General features: G+C 41.5%; 22 protein-coding genes and 2 riboswitches. Of the genes, 19 read left to right on the top strand and 3 right to left on the bottom strand.

Features of this window, described 5'->3' with window-relative positions:
* Positions 1-40: 40 nt before the first annotated feature.
* From SFC25_RS13595 to SFC25_RS13550, 10 genes are all read left to right on the top strand, one after another.
* Positions 41-892: an SDR family NAD(P)-dependent oxidoreductase gene (locus tag SFC25_RS13595; protein ID WP_411215794.1), complete on the top strand. Its 852-nt coding sequence runs from the start codon at positions 41-43 to the stop codon at positions 890-892.
* A gap of 163 nt (positions 893-1,055) precedes the next feature.
* Positions 1,056-1,379 carry a putative quinol monooxygenase gene (locus tag SFC25_RS13590; protein ID WP_411215793.1) on the top strand — a complete coding sequence of 108 codons (324 nt, stop codon included), beginning with the start codon at positions 1,056-1,058 and terminating at the stop codon, positions 1,377-1,379.
* A gap of 48 nt (positions 1,380-1,427) precedes the next feature.
* Entirely contained in the window at positions 1,428-1,760 is a 333-nt protein-coding gene (gene csaA / locus SFC25_RS13585; protein WP_411215792.1) for a chaperone CsaA, read from the top strand.
* Positions 1,761-2,225: 465 nt separating this feature from the next.
* Positions 2,226-2,576 carry an ArsR/SmtB family transcription factor gene (locus SFC25_RS13580; protein ID WP_411215791.1) on the top strand — a complete coding sequence of 117 codons (351 nt, stop codon included), beginning with the start codon at positions 2,226-2,228 and terminating at the stop codon, positions 2,574-2,576.
* A gap of 1 nt (position 2,577) precedes the next feature.
* Positions 2,578-3,846 carry an NAD(P)-binding domain-containing protein gene (locus SFC25_RS13575; protein ID WP_411215790.1) on the top strand — a complete coding sequence of 423 codons (1,269 nt, stop codon included), beginning with the start codon at positions 2,578-2,580 and terminating at the stop codon, positions 3,844-3,846.
* Positions 3,847-3,929: 83 nt separating this feature from the next.
* Positions 3,930-4,334: a GNAT family N-acetyltransferase gene (locus SFC25_RS13570; protein WP_411215789.1), complete on the top strand. Its 405-nt coding sequence runs from the start codon at positions 3,930-3,932 to the stop codon at positions 4,332-4,334.
* 67 nt (positions 4,335-4,401) lie between these two features.
* Positions 4,402-4,578 carry a hypothetical protein gene (locus SFC25_RS13565; RefSeq protein ID WP_411215788.1) on the top strand — a complete coding sequence of 59 codons (177 nt, stop codon included), beginning with the start codon at positions 4,402-4,404 and terminating at the stop codon, positions 4,576-4,578.
* Positions 4,579-4,722: 144 nt separating this feature from the next.
* Positions 4,723-5,175: a MarR family winged helix-turn-helix transcriptional regulator gene (locus SFC25_RS13560; protein ID WP_411215787.1), complete on the top strand. Its 453-nt coding sequence runs from the start codon at positions 4,723-4,725 to the stop codon at positions 5,173-5,175.
* 26 nt (positions 5,176-5,201) lie between these two features.
* Entirely contained in the window at positions 5,202-5,723 is a 522-nt protein-coding gene (paiA, locus tag SFC25_RS13555) for a spermidine/spermine N(1)-acetyltransferase (RefSeq protein WP_411215786.1), read from the top strand.
* Between the two features lie 452 nt (positions 5,724-6,175).
* Positions 6,176-8,194: an alpha/beta fold hydrolase gene (locus SFC25_RS13550; protein ID WP_411215785.1), complete on the top strand. Its 2,019-nt coding sequence runs from the start codon at positions 6,176-6,178 to the stop codon at positions 8,192-8,194.
* A gap of 77 nt (positions 8,195-8,271) precedes the next feature.
* Here the strand turns inward: SFC25_RS13550 and SFC25_RS13545 are convergent, their stop codons facing one another.
* Entirely contained in the window at positions 8,272-8,439 is a 168-nt protein-coding gene (locus tag SFC25_RS13545) for a hypothetical protein (RefSeq protein ID WP_411215784.1), read from the bottom strand.
* Positions 8,440-8,603: 164 nt separating this feature from the next.
* Between SFC25_RS13545 and SFC25_RS13540 the strand changes: the two genes are divergently transcribed.
* The 3 genes from SFC25_RS13540 to SFC25_RS13530 all read left to right on the top strand — a co-directional run bounded on the left by SFC25_RS13540 (position 8,604) and on the right by SFC25_RS13530 (position 10,885).
* Positions 8,604-9,407, top strand: a complete 804-nt coding sequence (locus tag SFC25_RS13540) for an HAD-IIB family hydrolase (RefSeq protein WP_411215783.1) — start codon at positions 8,604-8,606, stop codon at positions 9,405-9,407.
* Positions 9,408-9,468: 61 nt separating this feature from the next.
* Complete coding sequence (locus tag SFC25_RS13535; protein ID WP_411215782.1) at positions 9,469-9,849, top strand: VOC family protein; 381 nt, start codon at positions 9,469-9,471, stop codon at positions 9,847-9,849.
* Positions 9,850-9,892: 43 nt separating this feature from the next.
* Entirely contained in the window at positions 9,893-10,885 is a 993-nt protein-coding gene (locus tag SFC25_RS13530) for an ROK family protein (RefSeq protein WP_411215781.1), read from the top strand.
* Between the two features lie 176 nt (positions 10,886-11,061).
* Here the strand turns inward: SFC25_RS13530 and SFC25_RS13525 are convergent, their stop codons facing one another.
* Entirely contained in the window at positions 11,062-11,184 is a 123-nt protein-coding gene (locus SFC25_RS13525; protein ID WP_411215871.1) for a winged helix-turn-helix transcriptional regulator, read from the bottom strand.
* A gap of 201 nt (positions 11,185-11,385) precedes the next feature.
* Here SFC25_RS13525 and SFC25_RS13520 point away from each other — a divergent pair, with 201 nt between their 5' ends.
* Together SFC25_RS13520 and SFC25_RS13515 are read left to right on the top strand one after the other, a co-directional pair.
* Positions 11,386-12,225: a sulfurtransferase gene (locus SFC25_RS13520; protein WP_411215780.1), complete on the top strand. Its 840-nt coding sequence runs from the start codon at positions 11,386-11,388 to the stop codon at positions 12,223-12,225.
* A gap of 52 nt (positions 12,226-12,277) precedes the next feature.
* On the top strand, positions 12,278-13,255 hold the full coding sequence (locus SFC25_RS13515; protein WP_411215779.1) for an aldo/keto reductase: 978 nt from the start codon (positions 12,278-12,280) through the stop codon (positions 13,253-13,255).
* A gap of 40 nt (positions 13,256-13,295) precedes the next feature.
* Here SFC25_RS13515 and SFC25_RS13510 read toward each other — a convergent pair whose 3' ends face one another.
* Entirely contained in the window at positions 13,296-14,447 is a 1,152-nt protein-coding gene (locus SFC25_RS13510) for an acyl-CoA dehydrogenase family protein (protein WP_411215778.1), read from the bottom strand.
* Between the two features lie 71 nt (positions 14,448-14,518).
* Positions 14,519-14,624, bottom strand: a riboswitch (SAM riboswitch).
* Between the two features lie 127 nt (positions 14,625-14,751).
* A riboswitch (SAM riboswitch) is annotated at positions 14,752-14,854 on the top strand.
* A gap of 91 nt (positions 14,855-14,945) precedes the next feature.
* Between SFC25_RS13510 and SFC25_RS13505 the strand changes: the two genes are divergently transcribed.
* The 4 genes from SFC25_RS13505 to SFC25_RS13490 are packed head-to-tail and all read left to right on the top strand — an operon-like array spanning position 14,946 to position 18,841.
* Positions 14,946-16,349 (top strand): LLM class flavin-dependent oxidoreductase, encoded by a 1,404-nt coding sequence (locus SFC25_RS13505; protein WP_411215777.1) that lies wholly within the window; start codon positions 14,946-14,948, stop codon positions 16,347-16,349.
* Positions 16,346-17,377 carry a methionine ABC transporter ATP-binding protein gene (locus SFC25_RS13500; protein ID WP_411215776.1) on the top strand — a complete coding sequence of 344 codons (1,032 nt, stop codon included), beginning with the start codon at positions 16,346-16,348 and terminating at the stop codon, positions 17,375-17,377. The genes SFC25_RS13505 and SFC25_RS13500 overlap by 4 nt, the downstream gene beginning before the upstream one ends.
* Positions 17,346-18,008 (top strand): methionine ABC transporter permease, encoded by a 663-nt coding sequence (locus SFC25_RS13495; RefSeq protein ID WP_411215775.1) that lies wholly within the window; start codon positions 17,346-17,348, stop codon positions 18,006-18,008. Before SFC25_RS13500 ends, SFC25_RS13495 begins: the two co-directional genes overlap by 32 nt.
* A 20-nt stretch (positions 18,009-18,028) precedes the next feature.
* Positions 18,029-18,841 (top strand): MetQ/NlpA family ABC transporter substrate-binding protein, encoded by an 813-nt coding sequence (locus SFC25_RS13490; RefSeq protein ID WP_411215774.1) that lies wholly within the window; start codon positions 18,029-18,031, stop codon positions 18,839-18,841.
* Positions 18,842-19,015: the final 174 nt, after the last annotated feature.

Genomic DNA, 19,015 nt, shown 5'->3' with positions numbered 1-19,015 from the left:
ATACAGTGATTTATATTTTATCCACCCTAGGAGGGTTACTATGCCATTCAAAACTCAAGAACTGGTCATCGTCACAGGTACGTCCAGCGGCATCGGTAGAGCTACCGCGGAGCAGCTCGCTGCTGAAGGATTTCACGTTTTGGCGGGAGTTCGTCGTCAGGAAGATGCTGAAAAAATCAAACGCAAAAATATCGAGCCGGTAATCGTCGACGTTACCAAAATCGATACACTAAAGGCCCTGGCCGAAAGGGTGGCACAAGATCCGCTTGGTCGCCCTTTGCGGGCAGTGGTCAACAATGCCGGCATTGCCGTGAATGCACCACTCGAGATGGTTCCGCTCGATGAATTTCGCCGCCAGATCGAAGTCAGTGTAATAGGACAGGTCGCGGTTATTCAGGCGCTTACCCCAGCTTTGCTGAACAGCGGTGGGCGTGTGGTCAATATCGGTTCTATTGGGGGAAAGGTCTCCATGCCCGGTTTCGGAATTTATTCGGCTGCAAAGTATGCTATGGAAGCAATCAATGACAGTCTTCGCAGGGAGATGTCCTCGTTTGGATTAAAGGTTATCATGATTACTCCGGGTGGGGTCAGCACTGGCCTTTCGGAACAAGGGATTACGACAGCGGCGCGCCTGGCCAAGTTAATGACGCCAGATCAGCACAGACGACATGACCGCCTTTTTGATGCCGTAAAGGTTCAGGCTGAAACGTGGGCAACGGACGGTATCAGCCCCGAGAAAGTGGCAGCAGTGGTTTCACGAGCGATCCACGTAAGTAAGCCGCGTACTCGCTATACGGTTGGTCGCGATTCGGCACTGCTGATCCGGCTAGTCCGCATTCTCCCGGATAAACTACTCGATTGGATGCTCCGCAACCAGATGAAGTTGCAGTAACGGGAGAATAAATGATGTCACAAACATGTTCGTCAAGATGTTTTTGCGGGCCAAGGCTTTAATCTTTCTTTTGAACTCTTATAACTGCATGAAAATAAGTCATAAATCACTGGTATTTCAAACATGAACGGACGAAGTTTTTATAAATTAGGGAGGCATTATCATGAACGATACAAAGAACCGTTACGTTACTGTACTCTGGGAGGCGAAAGCTAAAGCAGGAAGAGAAGCCGAGATGAAGGGATTCATGGCTGCTGCTATCACCCCGTCGCGCAACGACCTGGGCAATATTGACTACGAGGCTCACGAGGTAGAAGGTCAGCCAGGTACATTTATCATCTACGAGCGGTGGGAAAACCGAGATGCTCTCGATCGGCACCTGAACGCACCCCGGATGCAGGAACTTGTGCCCCAGCTTTTAGAACTGATGGAGGGATCCATTGAGGAAGGCATTCGACTCCTGAAACCGTTCCGACCAGCGCAGTAATTGCAAAAACAGTGGGTTAAAGACATTAGATAGGAGGCAGGCAAGTCATTGGCATCAATCGAAAATTTCACAGCACTGGATATTCGTGTCGGAACGATTAAGGAAGCGGAGTTTTTTGAAGAAGCCAAAATCCCTGCGATAAAGCTTAAGATTGATTTTGGACAGGAAATCGGAATGAAATCCTCAAGTGCACAAATAACTAAGCGTTACAATGTAAAGCAAATTGTAGGAAAGCAAATCATTGGAATCGTCAATTTTCCTCCTCGGCGTATTGCGGGTTTCAAATCGGAGGTATTAGTTTTAGGAGGAGTCCCGGAAAAAGGAGATGTTATTCTATTAAAGCCAGATACTGAAATACCAAACGGTACTCCTATTGCATAAGTAAGCTGGGATTAAGCACCTTTATTTTATAAATTATATATTTCCCTGTTCATATTGCGCGCTTAACAAAATTGACAGGGTAGCAGTCGGTAGTTCAAGTTAAGTCAGAATAACTAACTTAAAAAAGCTTGGAACCCTTGGTAAATAAGGGTTTCAAGCTTTTATGTTTTTCCAGGACAAGATGATCCAAGACGGTAAAGGGGCAAATGCCAACATTTCGCTAATATAAATATATCACTTATGCATGATGTAATATACAAGCTTGCAGGTTATGAAGTAATTAAATTGCATCCGAGGGGCACTAAATATTGGTGGAGTAAGTCCACCCTTTTAAAGGTTAAGGCTAAAAAGGTTGGCTTTCACAATGCTGTATAAAAGATATTTATACCTTCTTTACATCAAAAAAAATTGATGTATTATATGATTATAAACATCAAAATAAATTGATTTAAGGAGGATCGGTGTATGGAAACAAAAGAACTATCGCTAAGTGATTACCAAGGGATTTTTAAAGCTCTAGCTGATACGAAGCGGTTAGAGTTGCTTCAATTATTATCGCAATCCCCGGTGGAAGCCATATGTGTTTGTGACTTAACAGAAACAATGGAAATGGCACAGTCCAAGCTTTCTTATCATCTGAAGATCCTTCTCGATGCTAACCTAATAACTAAGGAAAAGCGTGGGACATGGAATTACTACGGCTTAAATTCATCTATGTTAAACCACATGCTTTCGGAAGAACTTTGCTGCTTATTCAGGGGCCCTGCAGTAAAAGCAGAAAAATGCTGTGCTAACTTAATCAAAGGAGTGGAGTAATATGAGCGATCAATTACCTGTAGTAATTATTGGTGCCGGTCCTGTGGGCTTAGCGGCTGCAGCACATTTAGTGGAATATGATTTACCTTATGTGATTTTGGAGAAAGGAGAGGGTGTTGGAAGCAACATTCTAGAATGGGGTCACGTTGAACTATTCTCTCCTTGGGAGTACAACACGAATCAAGCAGCAACGAAACTATTAGCCGGAACTGAATGGAAACATCCTGATAAAGATAAGTTGCCAACTGGTCAAGAGTTAGTAAATGAATATCTAAAACCACTCTCACAGCTACAAGTAATGGAAGAGAATATACGCTTTAATTCCGAGGTTATTGCGGTAACTAAAGATGGTGCTGATAAATTAAAATCTGATAGACGAAACGAACGAGCATTTGTTGTCCATTATAAAAATGGATCAAAATTAGACAAGGTAAGAGCTTCAGCAATCATAGATGCAAGCGGAACTTGGCAAAATCCGAATCCACCTTATGCTGACGGTGTGTGGCTTGATTCTTCTATCAAAGATTCAGTACATACAAACATCCCGACAGTGCAGCAACAACCGGAGTCGTTTAAAGGTAAGCATACGGTTGTGATTGGATCTGGCCATTCTGCATTGAATACATTGCTGAACCTAGCGGCGCTTAAAGAAAATCATCCATCAACAAAGATATCTTGGATTCTTAGGAGAGATTCACCGATATCCGCATTTGGAGGAGAGGAACAGGATCAACTTACAGCTCGAGGTGCATTAGGATCTAGCGCCCATCAGCTTGTGGAACAAGGTGTGATAGAAGTATTCGCTCCGTTTAATATAGAAGCAATTGATTATGACGGATTCAAGTATACATTAAGCAGTAAAGAAGGAAATGCTATCTCTTCCGTTAACGAGATTGTAGTAAATACAGGTGCGCGGCCAGATTTTAGCTTCCTTCGAGAAGTCCGGTACGAAATCGATCCGATTGTAGAGAGTACACCAGCATTAGCGCCGCTTATCGATCCAAACTTGCATAGCTGCGGAACAGTTCGTCCGCACGGTGAGAAAGAGTTGAGACACCCAGAAAAGAACTTCTATGTTGCGGGTGTTAAGAGCTACGGCAGAGCTCCTACATTCTTACTGGCTACAGGATACGAGCAGGTAAGATCAATAGTTGCTTCTATTGCGGGGGACGTTGAATCGGCTAAGCAAGTGAAATTAAAGCTTCCAGAAACCGGTGTATGTAAAACTAATATCGTGACAGTAAAACAACAAAGTTGTTGCGGGTGCTAAAGTAATGAATTCAGTTCTAGTGCGTGAATTAGTTAAGAGTGATTGGGAGCGTGTTAGGGACATATACAAGATGGGGATGGATAGTGGAAACGCTACTTTTGAGACTGATGCTCCCGATTGGGAATATTGGAATAAGCGGCAAGTTGTCGTTTGGTAGACTAGTCGCAGAGGTTGGTGAAAAGATAGCAGGTTGGGTAGCATTATCCCCTTATTCTACACGCCAAGTTTATATAGGAGTTGTTGAAGTAGGTATATACATAGATCCTGACTTCCAAGGTAATGGTATAGGATCTGCATTATTAGAAAATGTGCTTGGTGTTAGTGAAAAAGAAGGCGTGTGGACTGTGCAGGCAAGTATTTTTCCTGAGAATGCTGCTAGCTTGGCGCTGCACCAAAAGTTCGGTTTTCGTGTGGTCGGCAGAAGAGAGCGAATTGCTCAGTTAAATGGCAAATGGAGAGATGTTATGCTGCTGGAGAAGAGATTATGACATTGTATAAAAATAGCTCTTCCAGGAAAATCGCTTCGTTCAAGGATAAAGAAAGGAGATTTACTATATGACTCTGGGTCTAATCTCAATAGCAGCAACAGTTATTTGGATGCTGTTGATCAATGAGCTTATAAAATCCTCTAAACAGCAGAATGGACGAAAAATTCTTCTTTTGACATCTTCAGGTACTGTATTAACAGTGGTTTTGACCATTTCACTTATTCAACGAGTATTTGCTGCTTAAGCAGACTTTTGAACGAAATTTCTATGCAATCATGTTGTGTGATTTTGATATTATGTGTTTGATTCAGTAAAGGATTATTGTTGCATTTACAACAATAATCCTTTACTATTTTATGTACAAGAAAAAACAAATGGAGTTGTATATATGAAGGAGATTCTACGCGAGATAGGGATGATCGCCAGGGCATTGGATTCTATAAGTAATATAGAATTTAAAGAATATGATCTTGCCAAGGGGCAGTATTTGTATCTTGTCCGGATTGTTGAGAACCCAGGAATCATTCAAGAAAAGCTGGCAGAAATGATTAAAGTAGATCGAACAACTGCGGCCCGTGCTATAAAAAAACTTGAGATCAATGGCATTATCGAAAAGAAAGATGATGAACAAAATAAAAAAATCAAGAAACTGTTTCCGACAGAAAAAGGGGAGCATGTTTATCAATTCATAAGAAGAGAAAATGATTATTCCGATAAGGTTGCATTAGCTGGATTGTCTGACAAGGAAGCAGACACTCTCTATCATCTTTTGCAGAGGGTTAGAAAGAATATCGAAATAGACTGGGAATATGTGAAAAAAGGAAACAAACGAGACTATTGATAACATAAGGGAGCTATACATTAATAATGTCTATAACTATTAGAAAATGCAGCGTAGAGGACCTGCCGATACTTCAAGAGGTTAGCATCGAAACCTTCAGTGATACATTCAAGGACCAAAACTCACCTGAAAATGTGAAGGCTTACTTGGAAAAAGCATATGACTCGCAAAAGCTGGAAATGGAATTATCGAATACTTCTTCGGAATTCTTTTTCATCTATCTGAATGAAGAGCTTGCAGGTTACCTTAAGGTAAACACAGATGATGCCCAGTCTGAAAAAATGGACAACGAGTCGTTAGAGATTGAAAGAATATATGTAAGAAGCAGATTCCAGAAACAAGGAATAGGTAAGTATCTGATGAACAAAGCAATTGAGATAGCGACTGAAATGAATAAGAAGGTCATTTGGCTTGGAGTATGGGAAAATAATCAAAACGCAATCGCTTTTTACAGCAAAAATGGCTTTGTTAAAACTGGAGTTCATTCTTTCTATATGGGTGATGAAGAACAAGTGGATTATATATTTAGTAAGAAACTCGACGTATAAATAAAGGCAGTCTTCAATTAGTTAAAACATGACTATCATAAAAATCTTAGATCCTAATGGATTTAAGGTTTTTTAATATTATTACAAGATTTTTATTTTGAGTTGGAGACTTTTTTCGAAATCTTGTAAAACGCATACAAAATAAAAAATCAAATAGCAAAGCTATATTTCAATATTTAGCTGAATAAACTTATATCACTGTTATCTTAAAAGTACATTCTGCTGTAATTATATATTGACAACGCTTTCATGGATAATTATACTAATTTCATGTTAATAAACTGTGACGAGATAAGGAGACACATCGAATTCTTTGAAGTTTATTCAGAGTTATTTGATGTGTTTTTCTGAGTGCACAAAAACCAAATAGGAAGCTAGGAGGTGATCTATATTCCAGATAATCTCTTCACAATAAAAAGGTAACTATTACAAAGGAATTTTAGGGGGAAATCATGAAATTTTTAAAACGGCCAGTTATATTACTTTTAATCTCAATCCTGTTAATTTTAGTTGGGAGTTTTTCTGCTTCACGTTTTAATAATTCAAATGGGGATGTTCAGGTTACTCGTATCTATTTTGACACGCCAAGAGGAGAGCTTTCTGGTCTATTGTATAAGCCGGATGGAGCAGATGAGCAACCTAAACCTACAATCATAGCAGCTCATGGTTATCTGAATTCTGCTGAGATGCAAGATGCGCAAGCTATAGAGATGTCAAAAAGAGGATATATAGTCTTAGCGTTAGATCAATATGACCACGGGCACTCCACGGGTACAATGGAGAAGCCAGTTCCATTTTTCTCTTTTTGGCCGCATGCAGTTTATGATGCAGTTCAATATATGTATGATCAGGACTACGTACTGAAAGATGATGCGGGTAATGGAATTATTGCTGTATCAGGTCACTCCATGGGAGGATTTTCTTCGACACATGCCACCATGTTAGATGAGGCCGATTTCGAGAAAAATGGTATACGAAAGATTTATGCTTCCCTGACAGTTGGCTCGGATTATCAATGGTTGAAATCACTTGAATATACCGATGAGGTTATAAACAATTCATATGGACCAAGAATGTCTGGGAAAATCGCTGGAAAATATGATGAGTTTTTCTTCGATGAAGCTGCAGCAGCTGCTGGAAATACTGTTGTGGAAAAAGATTATGTCAATACAGAAGAAGGTATGGGATTTTTAGGGAATCCTGAAAAACCTCAATCAGGTGAAATATACGAGGTTGCTGGTGGTAAAAGGGTGATTTATCAGCCTGATGAGACACATCCTTGGAATCATTTTTCAGAGACAACTACAGGATTTGCTATCAATTTTTACGATGAGGCTTTTGCTGATTACAGTGACATCGTAAAAGTAAATACAAGCAAGCAGACATGGATGTTTAAAGAATGGTTCTCCTTTGTCGCGTTAATTGGATTCTTTATGCTCTTTATCCCGATTATATTGTTATTATCAAAATTGCCATTTCTTAAAAAAATATATACAGGAAAACCAGAGCCGCTTCCGCAGCCAAAAACAAACGGTGCGAAGCTAGCGGGCTTGCTGTTAGTTGTTTTCGGAGGTCTATACCCTGCATTATTCTTCTCTGCTTTATACGGGGGAGATTTATACGGAATGAGGCTTTTAAGACAGGGAAGTATGATACTGATAGCCATATCGTTGATTATATTGATTTATTCATTTGTAAAAAAATCAGAGAAAAACGTGACAATTTGCTCGGCTGTTATGCTGGTGTTAGGCGGCATTCAGTATGTGTATTTAAGAAGCCAGAGTAAGCTGATAGAAACATCTGCGTTCTTTGGCGCTCCAACGGTAAACCCCGTCGTTTATTGGGCGATTAATGTAGCGATTGTGACATTGATGATTATGGTATGTTACCATTTCGTTGCAAAGAAACCATATGGTGCAACGATCAATAGTTATGGTCTAAAGGCAAGCTTCAAGGCAATCATTGCATCATTCCTTACAGCAGCTATAGCTGTAATTATTGGATACGCAGTACTCTATCTTGTAGATGCATTATTCAAGACAGATTTCCGTATCTGGACATTTGCAGTTAAAACATTTGAAGATCAGCATGTCATTGCACTTCTCAAATACGCTCCGCTTTTCTTTATTTACTACTTTATTGTGGGCCTATCCATCAATATGAACACGGCAACAGTAAAGTATGATGGAATAAAAGGGTATTTCGTTTCAATCTTACATTTTGTTGGGGGCTTACTACTTTACCTAGGGTATCATTATGGTATTTTGTTTGCGACGGGAACTGCAGGTTATCCTGATCAAGCTCTTTCTTCCATTGTGGTAATTGGTTTAGTACCTGCACTGGTAGTTGCGGGAATATTTAATCGTTACTTCTTCAGGAAAACCGGAAACGTTTATGTGGCTGCTTTCCTTAATACATTGCTGATGACAATGATTACAATAGCAAATACTGCTTTGTACACAATTTTTTAATCGTAAGTAAAACAACCAATTATCGAAATCCATCGATAATTGGTTGTTTAGTTTTGCCATTACACAAGCAGTTGGATTCACGAGCTTGAATGATTTTGATTACTGGTTTGCAGATATTTTTCAGCGTCTTTTTTAGCTTTGCGGGTGACAGCTGCAGAGATTTCGTCTGGAGAATGGAAAAGATCTTTAGGAGTGGTGACCGTGATAATGACTACAACAAGCATGCCGATCAATAACAATAACATCTTACGTCTCCTTTGTTTATTCTAATTATTCTCATTATAAATATCCCTTGTGTACATTATGTGTTGTCTTGCAATTCTTCTTGAATAAAAAAGATATTGACATGAGATCGATCCCAGGATGTATGCTTCAATCGTACTTACCTACAGGCAAAGGGGATATGATTATGCTGAAACTTGTTGTAACGGACTTAGACGGTACATTTTTGAATAACAAGGGGAGTTTCGACAAAGAGCTTTTCGATGAAACACATAAGATGATGAAGGAAAATGGTATCATTTTTGCCGCTTGTACAGGGAAGCAGTGTGAACGGGTAGAAGAACTATTTGAAGGACATTCTGATATTTGGGTGCTGGGGGATAGTGCCACTCGCATTAAAAGGGATGGCGAACTGATAAAAGACTTCCCTCTGAACAAAATATTAGGTAATGATCTTATACGTCATATACTAACTTATGATCAAACGGTGACAGTGATTGCGTGTACCGGAGACTCTGCTTATGTTAGATCAGATATATCTGAGGCCGATTATAATGTGGTTCGAAATTCATATGCAAAAGTGGAGAAGACAGACGATCTGACTGCTATTGAATCAGAGCTGGTCAAGATTACGGTATATGATAGATCACACGGGTCTGGTGCGCTAAAAGAGCACTTACTTGAGCAGACTTATAATGAACCAATGTATATAGTTGCTTCTGAACCGACGTGGCTGGATATTACTGCAGCTGATGTCCATAAGGGGAAAACCGTGCAAAAGCTGCAAGAGCTTGTAGGTGCGGCAAAAGGAGAAACGATGTCCTTTGGTGATGGTGAGAACGATGTAGAGTTGATGGACATCGCAGGTTATAGCTTTGCAATGGCAAATGCATGTGAAAATACCAAAGCAGCAGCTAGTTTTATTACGAAAACAAACGAGGAGAACGGGGTACTGCTTACGATTCAAAAGATGATCCAATTGATGAAGTGAGTTAGCATTTGTCCACTTATTAAACTAGTTTAATAAGTTTGAAGGAAAGGGGAGCCTGATAATGAAAATAGAACATGTAGCCATATGGGTAAAGGATATTGAGAGAATGAAAGAATTTTACACCCATTATTTCGGAGCAGAATGTAACAGTCTGTATGTAAATGAAAAGAAGGGATTTGCTTCTTACTTTCTTACTTTTTCGAGTGGATCGAGATTGGAACTCATGAATAAAGTGGGGATTAACGAGCATTCCCTGCCAGAGCACTTGGGTTGGGCGCATGTGGCATTTTCTGTTGGCAGCAAGGAAGAGGTTGATAGATTAACGAAAAAAATTGGGAAGGACGGTTATACAGTCAAGGGCAATCCGCGCATTACAGGGGATGGATACTACGAGAGCGTCATAGAAGACCCTGAAGGAAATGTGGTCGAGATTACTATATAGGTGGGATAAGAAGTGATAGCAATAAAGGAGATAGATTAATCAGATGACAATGCAGGATCAAGTGAAAGCAAACATTAGTAGAGGGATCAGGCAATTGTTGATGAACACTGATAGTATGTCAAAAGCAGAAATCACAGAGGATCTTTCGATAAGCTTTCCTACTGCCAGCAAGTTTATCCAAGAGATGGTAAACCGAGGAGAAGTGCTTTCCTTGGGCCTTTTACCATCTGCAGGAGGCCGGAGAGCACAAAGCTATGCTTATAATCCTGACTTTGCCCACACATTGCTAGTATACCTGGAAAAAGAGGAAACAAATTATGTCATCATGGATGCTTTCAGCAAAAAGATACATGAAGATTCTGCAGGGAGTTTCTTAAATCAGGAACCCCGAACATTATCAGCATTTCTGAAAACAAAACTAGCTGAGGATCCGTCCATCCGAACAATTGCGATGGGCATACCTGGTGCTGTAAAAGGGGATGTAATAAGCTACATCCCTGGATATCCCATGTATGCAAACCAAAATATGAGGGACATTTTAAATCTTCCAGTTGAAGTAACTATAGAGAACGACATGAACGCTGCAGTTATCGGTTACCGGAATAGAAAGGGATTATCCAATGAAGCTTCTCTTGTCTATATATACATGGGCGCGAATGGACCAGGAGCGGGTATTCTGGTTGATGGAAAGCTAGTAAAAGGGCATACGATGTTCAGCGGGGAAATATCGTTTCTTCCAATTGATGATAATAACCGGTTCCTTCCGGAAAGTGGGTTTGATATGGAAGATGAGAGAGCTGTATTGCAAATCTCAAATTTGATTCAAACCATCAGCGCATTATTGAACCCTTCGCAGATCATCTTCCATCAGTCGGAAGTGAATGGTCAATTCCTAAATCAAGCAGCCGAAAATGTGAAGCGCTATTTCCCATCGGAGCACCTGCCCGATTTGCACGTGAGTGATTGGGAGAAGGATTATAAAGAAGGGCTTTGGGATATGGCTAAGTCGAAGCTGATAGAGATGGATATCAAGTGACTTATAGTCGTATGAGGTAGTCGATAGCTTGTCCCACGTTTTTCCTTGCTCATAACAGAGGTAAGAACAATTAGGAAGTGAATGCTCAATTCGATCTCTAATAATTAATGAAAAGCACACTTACATTAACGGGTATCAGCCCCTATTGTAAGTGTGTTTTTATACTATCGATATAGTTATTCTGCTTCCTGCATCTCTTTAAGTGTATGTAAATACTCTACTCCCCAAGAATCCATTGCAGAGATGATCGGACGTAATGAATTCTCTAATTCACTAAGCTCATATTGTACTCTGCGTATGCAAACCGAACCAAAATGCCATCATCCTCTCATGGCTCGAAGTAGCTGCAACAACATAATCATAACTGAAACGAGGCTATAGTCTTTAAGTTTTTGAAGGATTCAACCATTCCTATCTAGTATATATAGGATAATAAAGCCTGCATTTTAAAAAGGAGATATACACGGTCTATTCTAAAAATAAGTTAGGGGTAATGTAGTGTGAATTTTGTTGTTAATAAGGAATGGCTCAATGACCATTTAGATGACGAACAGGTCAAAATTGTAGACTGCCGTTTTGAATTGGGAAACCCGGATAAAGGAGCCGGGCTTTATGCAGAAAGCCATATCCCTGGTGCCGTCTATTTTGATTTAGAACAACAGCTTTCAGCTCCTGTTTCAAAACATGGTGGAAGGCACCCGCTGCCTGACATAGATCAATTTAAATCTGACATCGAGAAAGCGGGTATCGACAATACAAAAACGGTGATTGCCTACGATGGTGGAGAAGGTTCGTATGCTTCACGATTTTGGTGGCTGCTTCAATTTTTAGGTCACGAAAAAGTATTTGTATTAAACGAGGGTTTCAAAGGATGGGTGGTTGCGGGTTACACCACGACAAAAGATGTACCTGAGTACGAATCAGCAAACTTTGAAGTGACTATCAGAGAAGATATGCTGGCCTCTTATGAGGAAGTAAAACAAGTCGTCAAACAAGAGAAAAAGTCTTCTACACTAATAGATTCAAGAGAGCAACGACGCTACATAGGCGAAGTGGAGCCAATTGATAGAATACCTGGCCATATTCCAGGGGCCATCAATAAATTCTGGACAGAAGGATTGGATCAGGGTTCATTTAAAGAAAGCGAAGAACAGAAAAATAGATTTGCTGAGCTGGATACCAAAGATCCGGTTATCGTGTATTGCGGCTCAGGTGTAACTGCTGCCCCCAACTACATTGCTTTAAAAATGGCCGGGTTCGAGAATGTAAAATTATACGCGGGAAGCTACAGTGATTGGGTTTCGTATGACCAAAATCCTGTAGAAAAGGGTAAAAGCTAAGATATGATTCACATTATGCAATACAAACAAATTACAGAATGGAGACCTTAAGATGGACTATCAATACCTTGGTAACTCAGGTTTGAAGGTAAGCAGGCTTTGTTTAGGTACGATGAATTTTGGTACAACCACAGATGAAAAAGATGCATTTCGAATTATGGATGCTGCACTTGATGCGGGCATTAATTTCTTCGACACGGCGAATGTATACGGTGCAGAAAATCGAGGTCTGACAGAATCAATTATCGGAAGATGGTTCAAACAAGGCGGAGGCCGAAGAGAAAAAGTGGTTCTGGGTACGAAAGTATACGGAAGCATGCATCAAGCAGCTGATGGTCCAAATGATGAGGCGGGGTTGTCAGCTTATAAAATTCGGCGTCATCTTGAAGATTCTTTAAAGCGCTTGCAAACAGATCATATTGAGCTGTATCAGATGCATCATATTGATCCTGCCGTAACGTGGGAAGAGCTATGGGGAGCTTTTGAATTAGGAATCAGCCAAGGGAAGATAGGTTATGTAGGCTCCAGTAATTTTGCTGCATGGCAGCTTGCCGTAGCGCAAGGCGCTGCAAAAAACCGTCATTTCTTAGGTCTGGTCTCTGAACAGCATAAATACAATCTCAACTGCCGATATGCAGAATTGGAAGTATTGCCAGCAGCAAAACAGCTTGGGATTGGCATTATCACATGGAGCCCTTTGGATGGAGGTCTGCTTGGCAGAAATGCACTTAAAAAATTACCTGGAAGCCGAAGTGATAAGATTGGTGATAAAATCGACGCCCAGCGAGTGCAATTGGAGCAGTTCGCTCAACTATGTGAAGAGCTAGGAGAAACACAGGATAATATTGCCCTGGCTTGGCAGCTTGCCAATCCAGCTATAACTGCGCCAATCATTGGGCCGCGTACAGTCGAACAGTTCGAGAGTGCGTTACATGCACTGGAAATCAATCTTGATGAATCTGTTTTAAAACGGCTAGATGAAATTTTCCCGGGCCCGGGCGGAGCCGCACCGTATGCTTATGCTTGGTAAATAGGAAACTCCTGAATCCGTTATGGATTCAGGAGTTTTTTTATTGCCGAAGGACTGCATCTGCAAGCGAATACACTACCGCATCATCAGTAGGCGGGTTATGCAACCCAGCCCTTACATCACGAAAGTGGCGCTGAAGCGGATTGTCGGCGGACAAACTCCGGGCTCCAACTATACGCATACATAGATCTACTACTTCGTTCGCTTTATTGGTGACAATATGTTTAGCAGCAGCTAAATCAGGACTCATTCCTGATCTTTTTCCGGGCTGCTCAACCCATTTTCGGGCTGTACCATAAAGTACTTCTCTGGCATTAAACAGCGCCAATTCTATCTCGCCAATTTTTCTTCTGACCTCTGGAACATCTTTTATTGGACCTGGCAAGGAAACAGGCTGAAATTCTGACGCAAATTGAATGGTATAATCTCTCGCAGCCACAGCAATACCCAGATAAACAGCCGCAATCTGTAAGTACCAGCCTCTAGGAGTGGATGTTCCTTTGGTTTCTTCCACGAGCAGCGCATCTTGTTCAATAAGTACGTCTTCCAAAATCAAATCATCGCTTCTTGTTCCTCTCATTGCGATGCTATTCCATGTTTCTTCCACAGACACTCCTTCCAAACTATGATCAATCAAAAAGAAGCCTTTGTTTCCAGATGGAAGTATAGTAGCGGTAGCAATACTGTAGTCTAAAGCAGCAGCCATCGAAGCAAAAGATTTACGGCCATTGATTCGCCAATTTGAACCTTCCAGCGTTGCGGTTGTCGTCGGAGCTGCTCCTCGTGAAGGACTTCCGGTTGCGTTCTCTGTTTGAACTAAATTCAGAAGAATTTTGTCATGGATGATTTTATTGCTGAGGTCTTGAAAGCTTTGTTCATCCCACTTTCTGCTTTCCGCGTTTTCCAGTATAACACCGAGCTGCCAGCCGAATGATAGAGCGGTAGGAGCATCTCCTTGTGCAAGTATCTCTTGAACTTGTAAGTATTCTGCAAGATCTAATCCTTTGCCTCCATATTCCGTCGGCACAGTCAGTGACAAAAAGCCGTTCTCTTTTAATGCTTGAAAGTTCTCATAAGGGAATTCTCCACTGCTATCAATATGTGCAGCGCGTTTTTTGAATTCTATAGACAGGATCTTTGCTTGCTGTATCACATGATCAAACACTTTTGTTTTCTCTGCAGTTTCTCGCATGAACATTCTCCTCATCCAATAAAGTAAAAAACCTCTTTCAAATGAAAGAGGTGGCGTTATGTAAGCATTCTCTCTCATCTTTCAGACATGTCTGTCTGCTGGAATTAGCACCTTGCTTGTTACAAGCGGTTGCTGCAGGGTCGCTGGACCAGTTCCTACCCTGACTCTAGATAAGTGTATCTATTCGGTTGTCGGCATAAATATAATCCATAATCAGAATATTGTCAATTAAATATTTAATTTAGAAAACTCGATTGACAGACAGAGGACTGTCCTGTATATTGAGCTGTAATTCAATAAGCATTTCTTATCCAGAGAGGTGGAGGGACTGGCCCTTTGAAGCCTCGGCAACAGACTATTGCAGTACTGTGCCAATTCCAGCAAGCTGCTAGCTTGAAAGATGAGAAGAGAGTGGACGTTGTACGCCTGCGTCGACTAAGTAAGACCTCTTCTTATCCGAGAAGGGGTCTTTTTATTAGTTAAAATGGAGGGATAAAAGTGGGAAAACAAATCATTTTGAATGCATTTGATATGAATAGTGCGATGCATAACTCGCATGGGTTATGGAAGCACCCAGAGAGTAAGCGGCATCGTCAGTACAAGGACGTGAATTATTGGATCGATCTTGCGAAGTTACTCGAACGCGGTAAATTCGATGCAATCTTCTTTGCCGATGTACTGGGAATATATGATGTTTACCGGAATAGTAAAGCTCCCTCTATCCGGGATGGTCTGCAGGTTCCCCTGAATGATCCAGCGCTATTGGTTTCTGCGATGGCAAGTGTAACCGAGAATTTGGGATTCGCCGTTACAGTAAGTACTACATACGAACCTCCATTTGGGAATGCGCGTCGTTTTTCCACGCTGGATCATCTGACAAAGGGCAGAGTTGCTTGGAATGTTGTGACGTCATATCTTCCGAACGCTGCGCGGAATTTTGGGTTGACCGAAATGATCAAGCATGATGAACGGTATGAGATTGCCGATGAATTCCTGGAGGTTTCTTATAAGCTATGGGAAAGCAGCTGGGAGGAAGATGCAGTGGTTGAGGATCTGCAAAACCAAGTATTGGTGAATCCTGAAAAAGTACATGAAATCAATCATGAAGGCCGTTACTTCCAGGTAGAGGGACCGCATTTGAGTGAGCCTTCCCCGCAGCGGACACCTGTGATTTATCAAGCTGGTACATCCGAACGTGGACGGGAATTTGCTTCCAAGCATGCAGAATGTGTATTCGTTGGAGGGCCCACGCCTGAGCGTATCCGTCACTACGCAGAGGATATAAGGGAGAAAGCTGCCAAGCATGGGCGGAATCCAGATCACATTAAGATCTTCTCTTTCCTGAGTGTCATCGTAGCGGAAACCACAGAAGAGGCGCAGCAAAAGTATTTGGAATATGCAAGTCATTGGAGTCCAGATGCTGCCAAGGCGCAATTTGGTGCAAGCGGCTACGATATCTCGGAATATGAAGAGTTAGACCCTGACGAGCCGTTTTCTTATGGTAAAGCGACAGAAGGTGGCCACTATAAAGCAGCCTCTTTGACAAAGGATGCAGCGAAGCAGCTGACAGTCGGCGAAGCTTTGAAGCGGTTCGATACACCTGACAAAAGTTTGATAGTTGGGAATCCAGAAGAGGTGGCAGATGCTATTCAGCATCAGTTCGAAGAATCCGGGGTGGATGGTTTTAATTTGAATCATCTTGTTACACCAGGAGATTTGGTGTCATTTGTTGACCTGGTTATCCCGATTCTGCAAGAAAGGGGACTTTATAAACAGACCTACAGATCAGGCACATTGAGAGAAAAATTATTTGACTATGAATCAAGCAGACTACCGGCTGGGCATCCTGCAACTAAGTTTCAACAGCTGAAAATACCGACAGGAGAGGGAGATGAAAGGTGATAAAACTGGAGAACATCACAAAGAAATACAGCAGCAAGGGAAAGGAAATCATTGGCGTTGATGATGTGACTCTAACCGTTGAAGCAGGTGAAGTGTTTGGAATAGTGGGATATAGCGGAGCGGGCAAGAGCACCTTGCTGCGCTGCATCAACCTATTGGAAAAGCCAACATCAGGCAAAGTCTTTGTTGATGGAGTTGATTTGCATGAGCTGTCGTCAAAAGATCTGCGAAAAGCAAGACAGTCGATCGGTATGATCTTTCAAGGCTTTCATCTAGTCTCCTCAAAAACGGTATTTGAAAATGTGGCATTTGCATTACGAGCTGCAGGAGCAGATAAAAAACAAATAAAGCATCGAGTGGATGAGCTGCTTGCCTTGGTGGGGTTAGAGGATCGGAAAAATCAGTATCCAGCCCAGCTTAGCGGCGGTCAGAAACAGCGAGTCAGTATTGCGCGGGCACTTGCGAATCAGCCGAAGATCCTTTTATGTGATGAAGCTACTTCTGCCTTGGATCCTGGTACGACAAAATCAATTTTGGCTTTGCTGAAGAAAATAAATAAAGAACTGGGGCTGACAATCGTTGTCATCACGCACGAGATGGAGGTTGTAAAGGAGATTTGCAGCCGCTGTGCAGTGATGCAGGATGGGAAAGTGGTAGAGCACGGTCCAACTTATGATATTTTCTCAGATCCTGCTAATCCTTTGACAGTATCCTTTATCCAGACTGTACTTAGTTTTGATCTCCCGGAAGAATTATTGGGAGAGATAAACGGAAAGCTGGTCAGGCTGCAATTCAAAGGCAGCATTGCTGCCGATGCTGTTGTATCGGATATGCTGCAGGCATTTCCGATCAGAGGCAATATACTGCACGGCAAAGTAGAGTACATCCAGAACAAGCCGTTAGGAATTTTCGTGATGGAATTAAACGGAAATGAAGCTGAAGTAAATAAAGCGATTGCTTATCTGAGAGATAAAGTAAGCAAGGTGGAGGTGTTTGATGATGGATCGCGTAATCGCCATCTTGCCTGAATTGAACCAAGCATTTCTTGAAACACTTCTAATGGTTTCCATCGCTTTGGCTGTGGCGATCTTGATTGGGCTGCCTTTTGGAATACTGTTATTTGTAACAGATCGCGGCTTGTTTTTAGAAAATGTGCTGGTAAAAAGAATAGCCGGACTAATTATCAATCTCATTCGATCGGTTCCTTTTGTTATTCTGCTTGTCTTCTTACTGCCTTTCACACAATTTCTGCTCAATACGACGATCGGTCCTTTAGCTGCTTCTGTATCTTTATCTGTTGCAGCTATCCCATTTTATGCAAGAATCGTTGAATCCTCAGCAAGGGATATAGACAAGGGTGTGATTGAAGCTGCTATTGCTGTAGGTGCATCTCCTTGGATGATTATTAGAAGTATCATCCTTCCGGAAGTAAAGCCGGGCTTAATCACAGGACTAACCATTACAGCCATCAGTCTCATTGGATATTCTGCCATGGCCGGCACAATAGGCGGAGGCGGGATCGGTGATCTTGCTATACGGTATGGGTACTACAGGTATGATAATACTATCATGTTCACTACGGTCATCGTTCTGATTGTACTCGTTCAAGTTATTCAATACCTAGGTGATCTTATAGCAAGAGTTGTATCAAAAAGATGAACTATGGAGGGGAAACGAAAATGAAAAAATCTATTTTCTTATTATTTGCCGCAGTGTTCATCATAGTCCTAGCTGGCTGCGGTTCGGGAGAAAGCAGTGCTTCATCCGATAAAAAGATCGTCCTAGGTGCAACAATTCCGTATAGCGACATGCTTGAAAAAGGCGTAAAACCGTATCTGGAGGATAAAGGATATACAGTGGAAGTAAAGGAGTTCAATGACTATGTGCAGCCGAATAAATCGTTGGAAACCGGCTCATTAGATGCTAATCTATTTCAGCATAAAGTATATATGGACGCTTTCGCCGAGGAGAACAATATGGAGCTGACCAGCGTTATAACAGTTCCAACAGCACCTATTGGTATTTATTCAAATGAATTCGAGTCACTGGATGAGATAAAAGATGGAAGCACTGTTGCACTCGCTAATGATCCGACTAATCTTGGCCGTGGCCTTACCGTGCTAAGAGATAATGGTCTGATTGAAATCGATGAAGATGCTGATCCATTGCGGGTCACAGAGAAAGACGTGACAAGCAATCCAAAGAATCTAAAATTCGAACCAGTAGAAGCGGCTCAGCTGCCGCGTACATTGGAGTCTGTTGATTTGGCTGCTATAAATGGAAACTTCGCTATATCTGCTGGCATCGATTTAGCGACTGCACTCGCACTTGACGAATTGCCAGAGGACATTCAGAACCGAGTAGTTGTATCTACAGAAAATAAAGATGAGCAGTTTGTTCAGGATATAAAGGAAGCGGTAGAGTCAGAGGAATTTGCTAAGGTAATTGAGGAAGAATTCACTGAATTTCATAAGCCAGAGTGGATGAAGTAATGTACGGAAAGAGAAGGATATTCCTTCTCTTTTTTTGTGCTTATAGAAGTAAATTTAGAAACATGGCTAATTATACTATGACATGTTTTGTTATCTTAGCTGCTGTGAATAGTTTCAGTAAAAGGAAGTAATCTGAATGAAAATGCCCGAACGGGAAAGACAGAACATTCTAGA

The organism is Terribacillus saccharophilus (assembly GCF_046592595.1).
GTDB classification, from domain to species: Bacteria; Bacillota; Bacilli; order Bacillales; family Amphibacillaceae; genus Terribacillus; species Terribacillus saccharophilus_C.
This window is presented reverse-complemented; position numbering and strand designations above follow the sequence as displayed.

Bases quoted from the DNA above. Each gene is read 5' to 3' on its own strand.
- SFC25_RS13595 (WP_411215794.1), top strand. From the start codon at position 41: ATGCCATTCAAAACTCAAGAACTGGTCATCGTCACAGGTACGTCCAGC.
- SFC25_RS13590 (WP_411215793.1), top strand. From the start codon at position 1,056: ATGAACGATACAAAGAACCGTTACGTTACTGTACTCTGGGAGGCGAAA.
- SFC25_RS13580 (WP_411215791.1), top strand. From the start codon at position 2,226: ATGGAAACAAAAGAACTATCGCTAAGTGATTACCAAGGGATTTTTAAA.
- SFC25_RS13575 (WP_411215790.1), top strand. From the start codon at position 2,578: ATGAGCGATCAATTACCTGTAGTAATTATTGGTGCCGGTCCTGTGGGC.
- SFC25_RS13565 (WP_411215788.1), top strand. From the start codon at position 4,402: ATGACTCTGGGTCTAATCTCAATAGCAGCAACAGTTATTTGGATGCTG.
- SFC25_RS13560 (WP_411215787.1), top strand. From the start codon at position 4,723: ATGAAGGAGATTCTACGCGAGATAGGGATGATCGCCAGGGCATTGGAT.
- paiA (WP_411215786.1), top strand. From the start codon at position 5,202: ATGTCTATAACTATTAGAAAATGCAGCGTAGAGGACCTGCCGATACTT.
- SFC25_RS13550 (WP_411215785.1), top strand. From the start codon at position 6,176: ATGAAATTTTTAAAACGGCCAGTTATATTACTTTTAATCTCAATCCTG.
- SFC25_RS13545 (WP_411215784.1), bottom strand. From the start codon at position 8,439: ATGTTATTGTTATTGATCGGCATGCTTGTTGTAGTCATTATCACGGTC.
- SFC25_RS13540 (WP_411215783.1), top strand. From the start codon at position 8,604: ATGCTGAAACTTGTTGTAACGGACTTAGACGGTACATTTTTGAATAAC.
- SFC25_RS13535 (WP_411215782.1), top strand. From the start codon at position 9,469: ATGAAAATAGAACATGTAGCCATATGGGTAAAGGATATTGAGAGAATG.
- SFC25_RS13530 (WP_411215781.1), top strand. From the start codon at position 9,893: ATGACAATGCAGGATCAAGTGAAAGCAAACATTAGTAGAGGGATCAGG.
- SFC25_RS13515 (WP_411215779.1), top strand. From the start codon at position 12,278: ATGGACTATCAATACCTTGGTAACTCAGGTTTGAAGGTAAGCAGGCTT.
- SFC25_RS13510 (WP_411215778.1), bottom strand. From the start codon at position 14,447: ATGCGAGAAACTGCAGAGAAAACAAAAGTGTTTGATCATGTGATACAG.
- SFC25_RS13495 (WP_411215775.1), top strand. From the start codon at position 17,346: ATGATGGATCGCGTAATCGCCATCTTGCCTGAATTGAACCAAGCATTT.
- SFC25_RS13490 (WP_411215774.1), top strand. From the start codon at position 18,029: ATGAAAAAATCTATTTTCTTATTATTTGCCGCAGTGTTCATCATAGTC.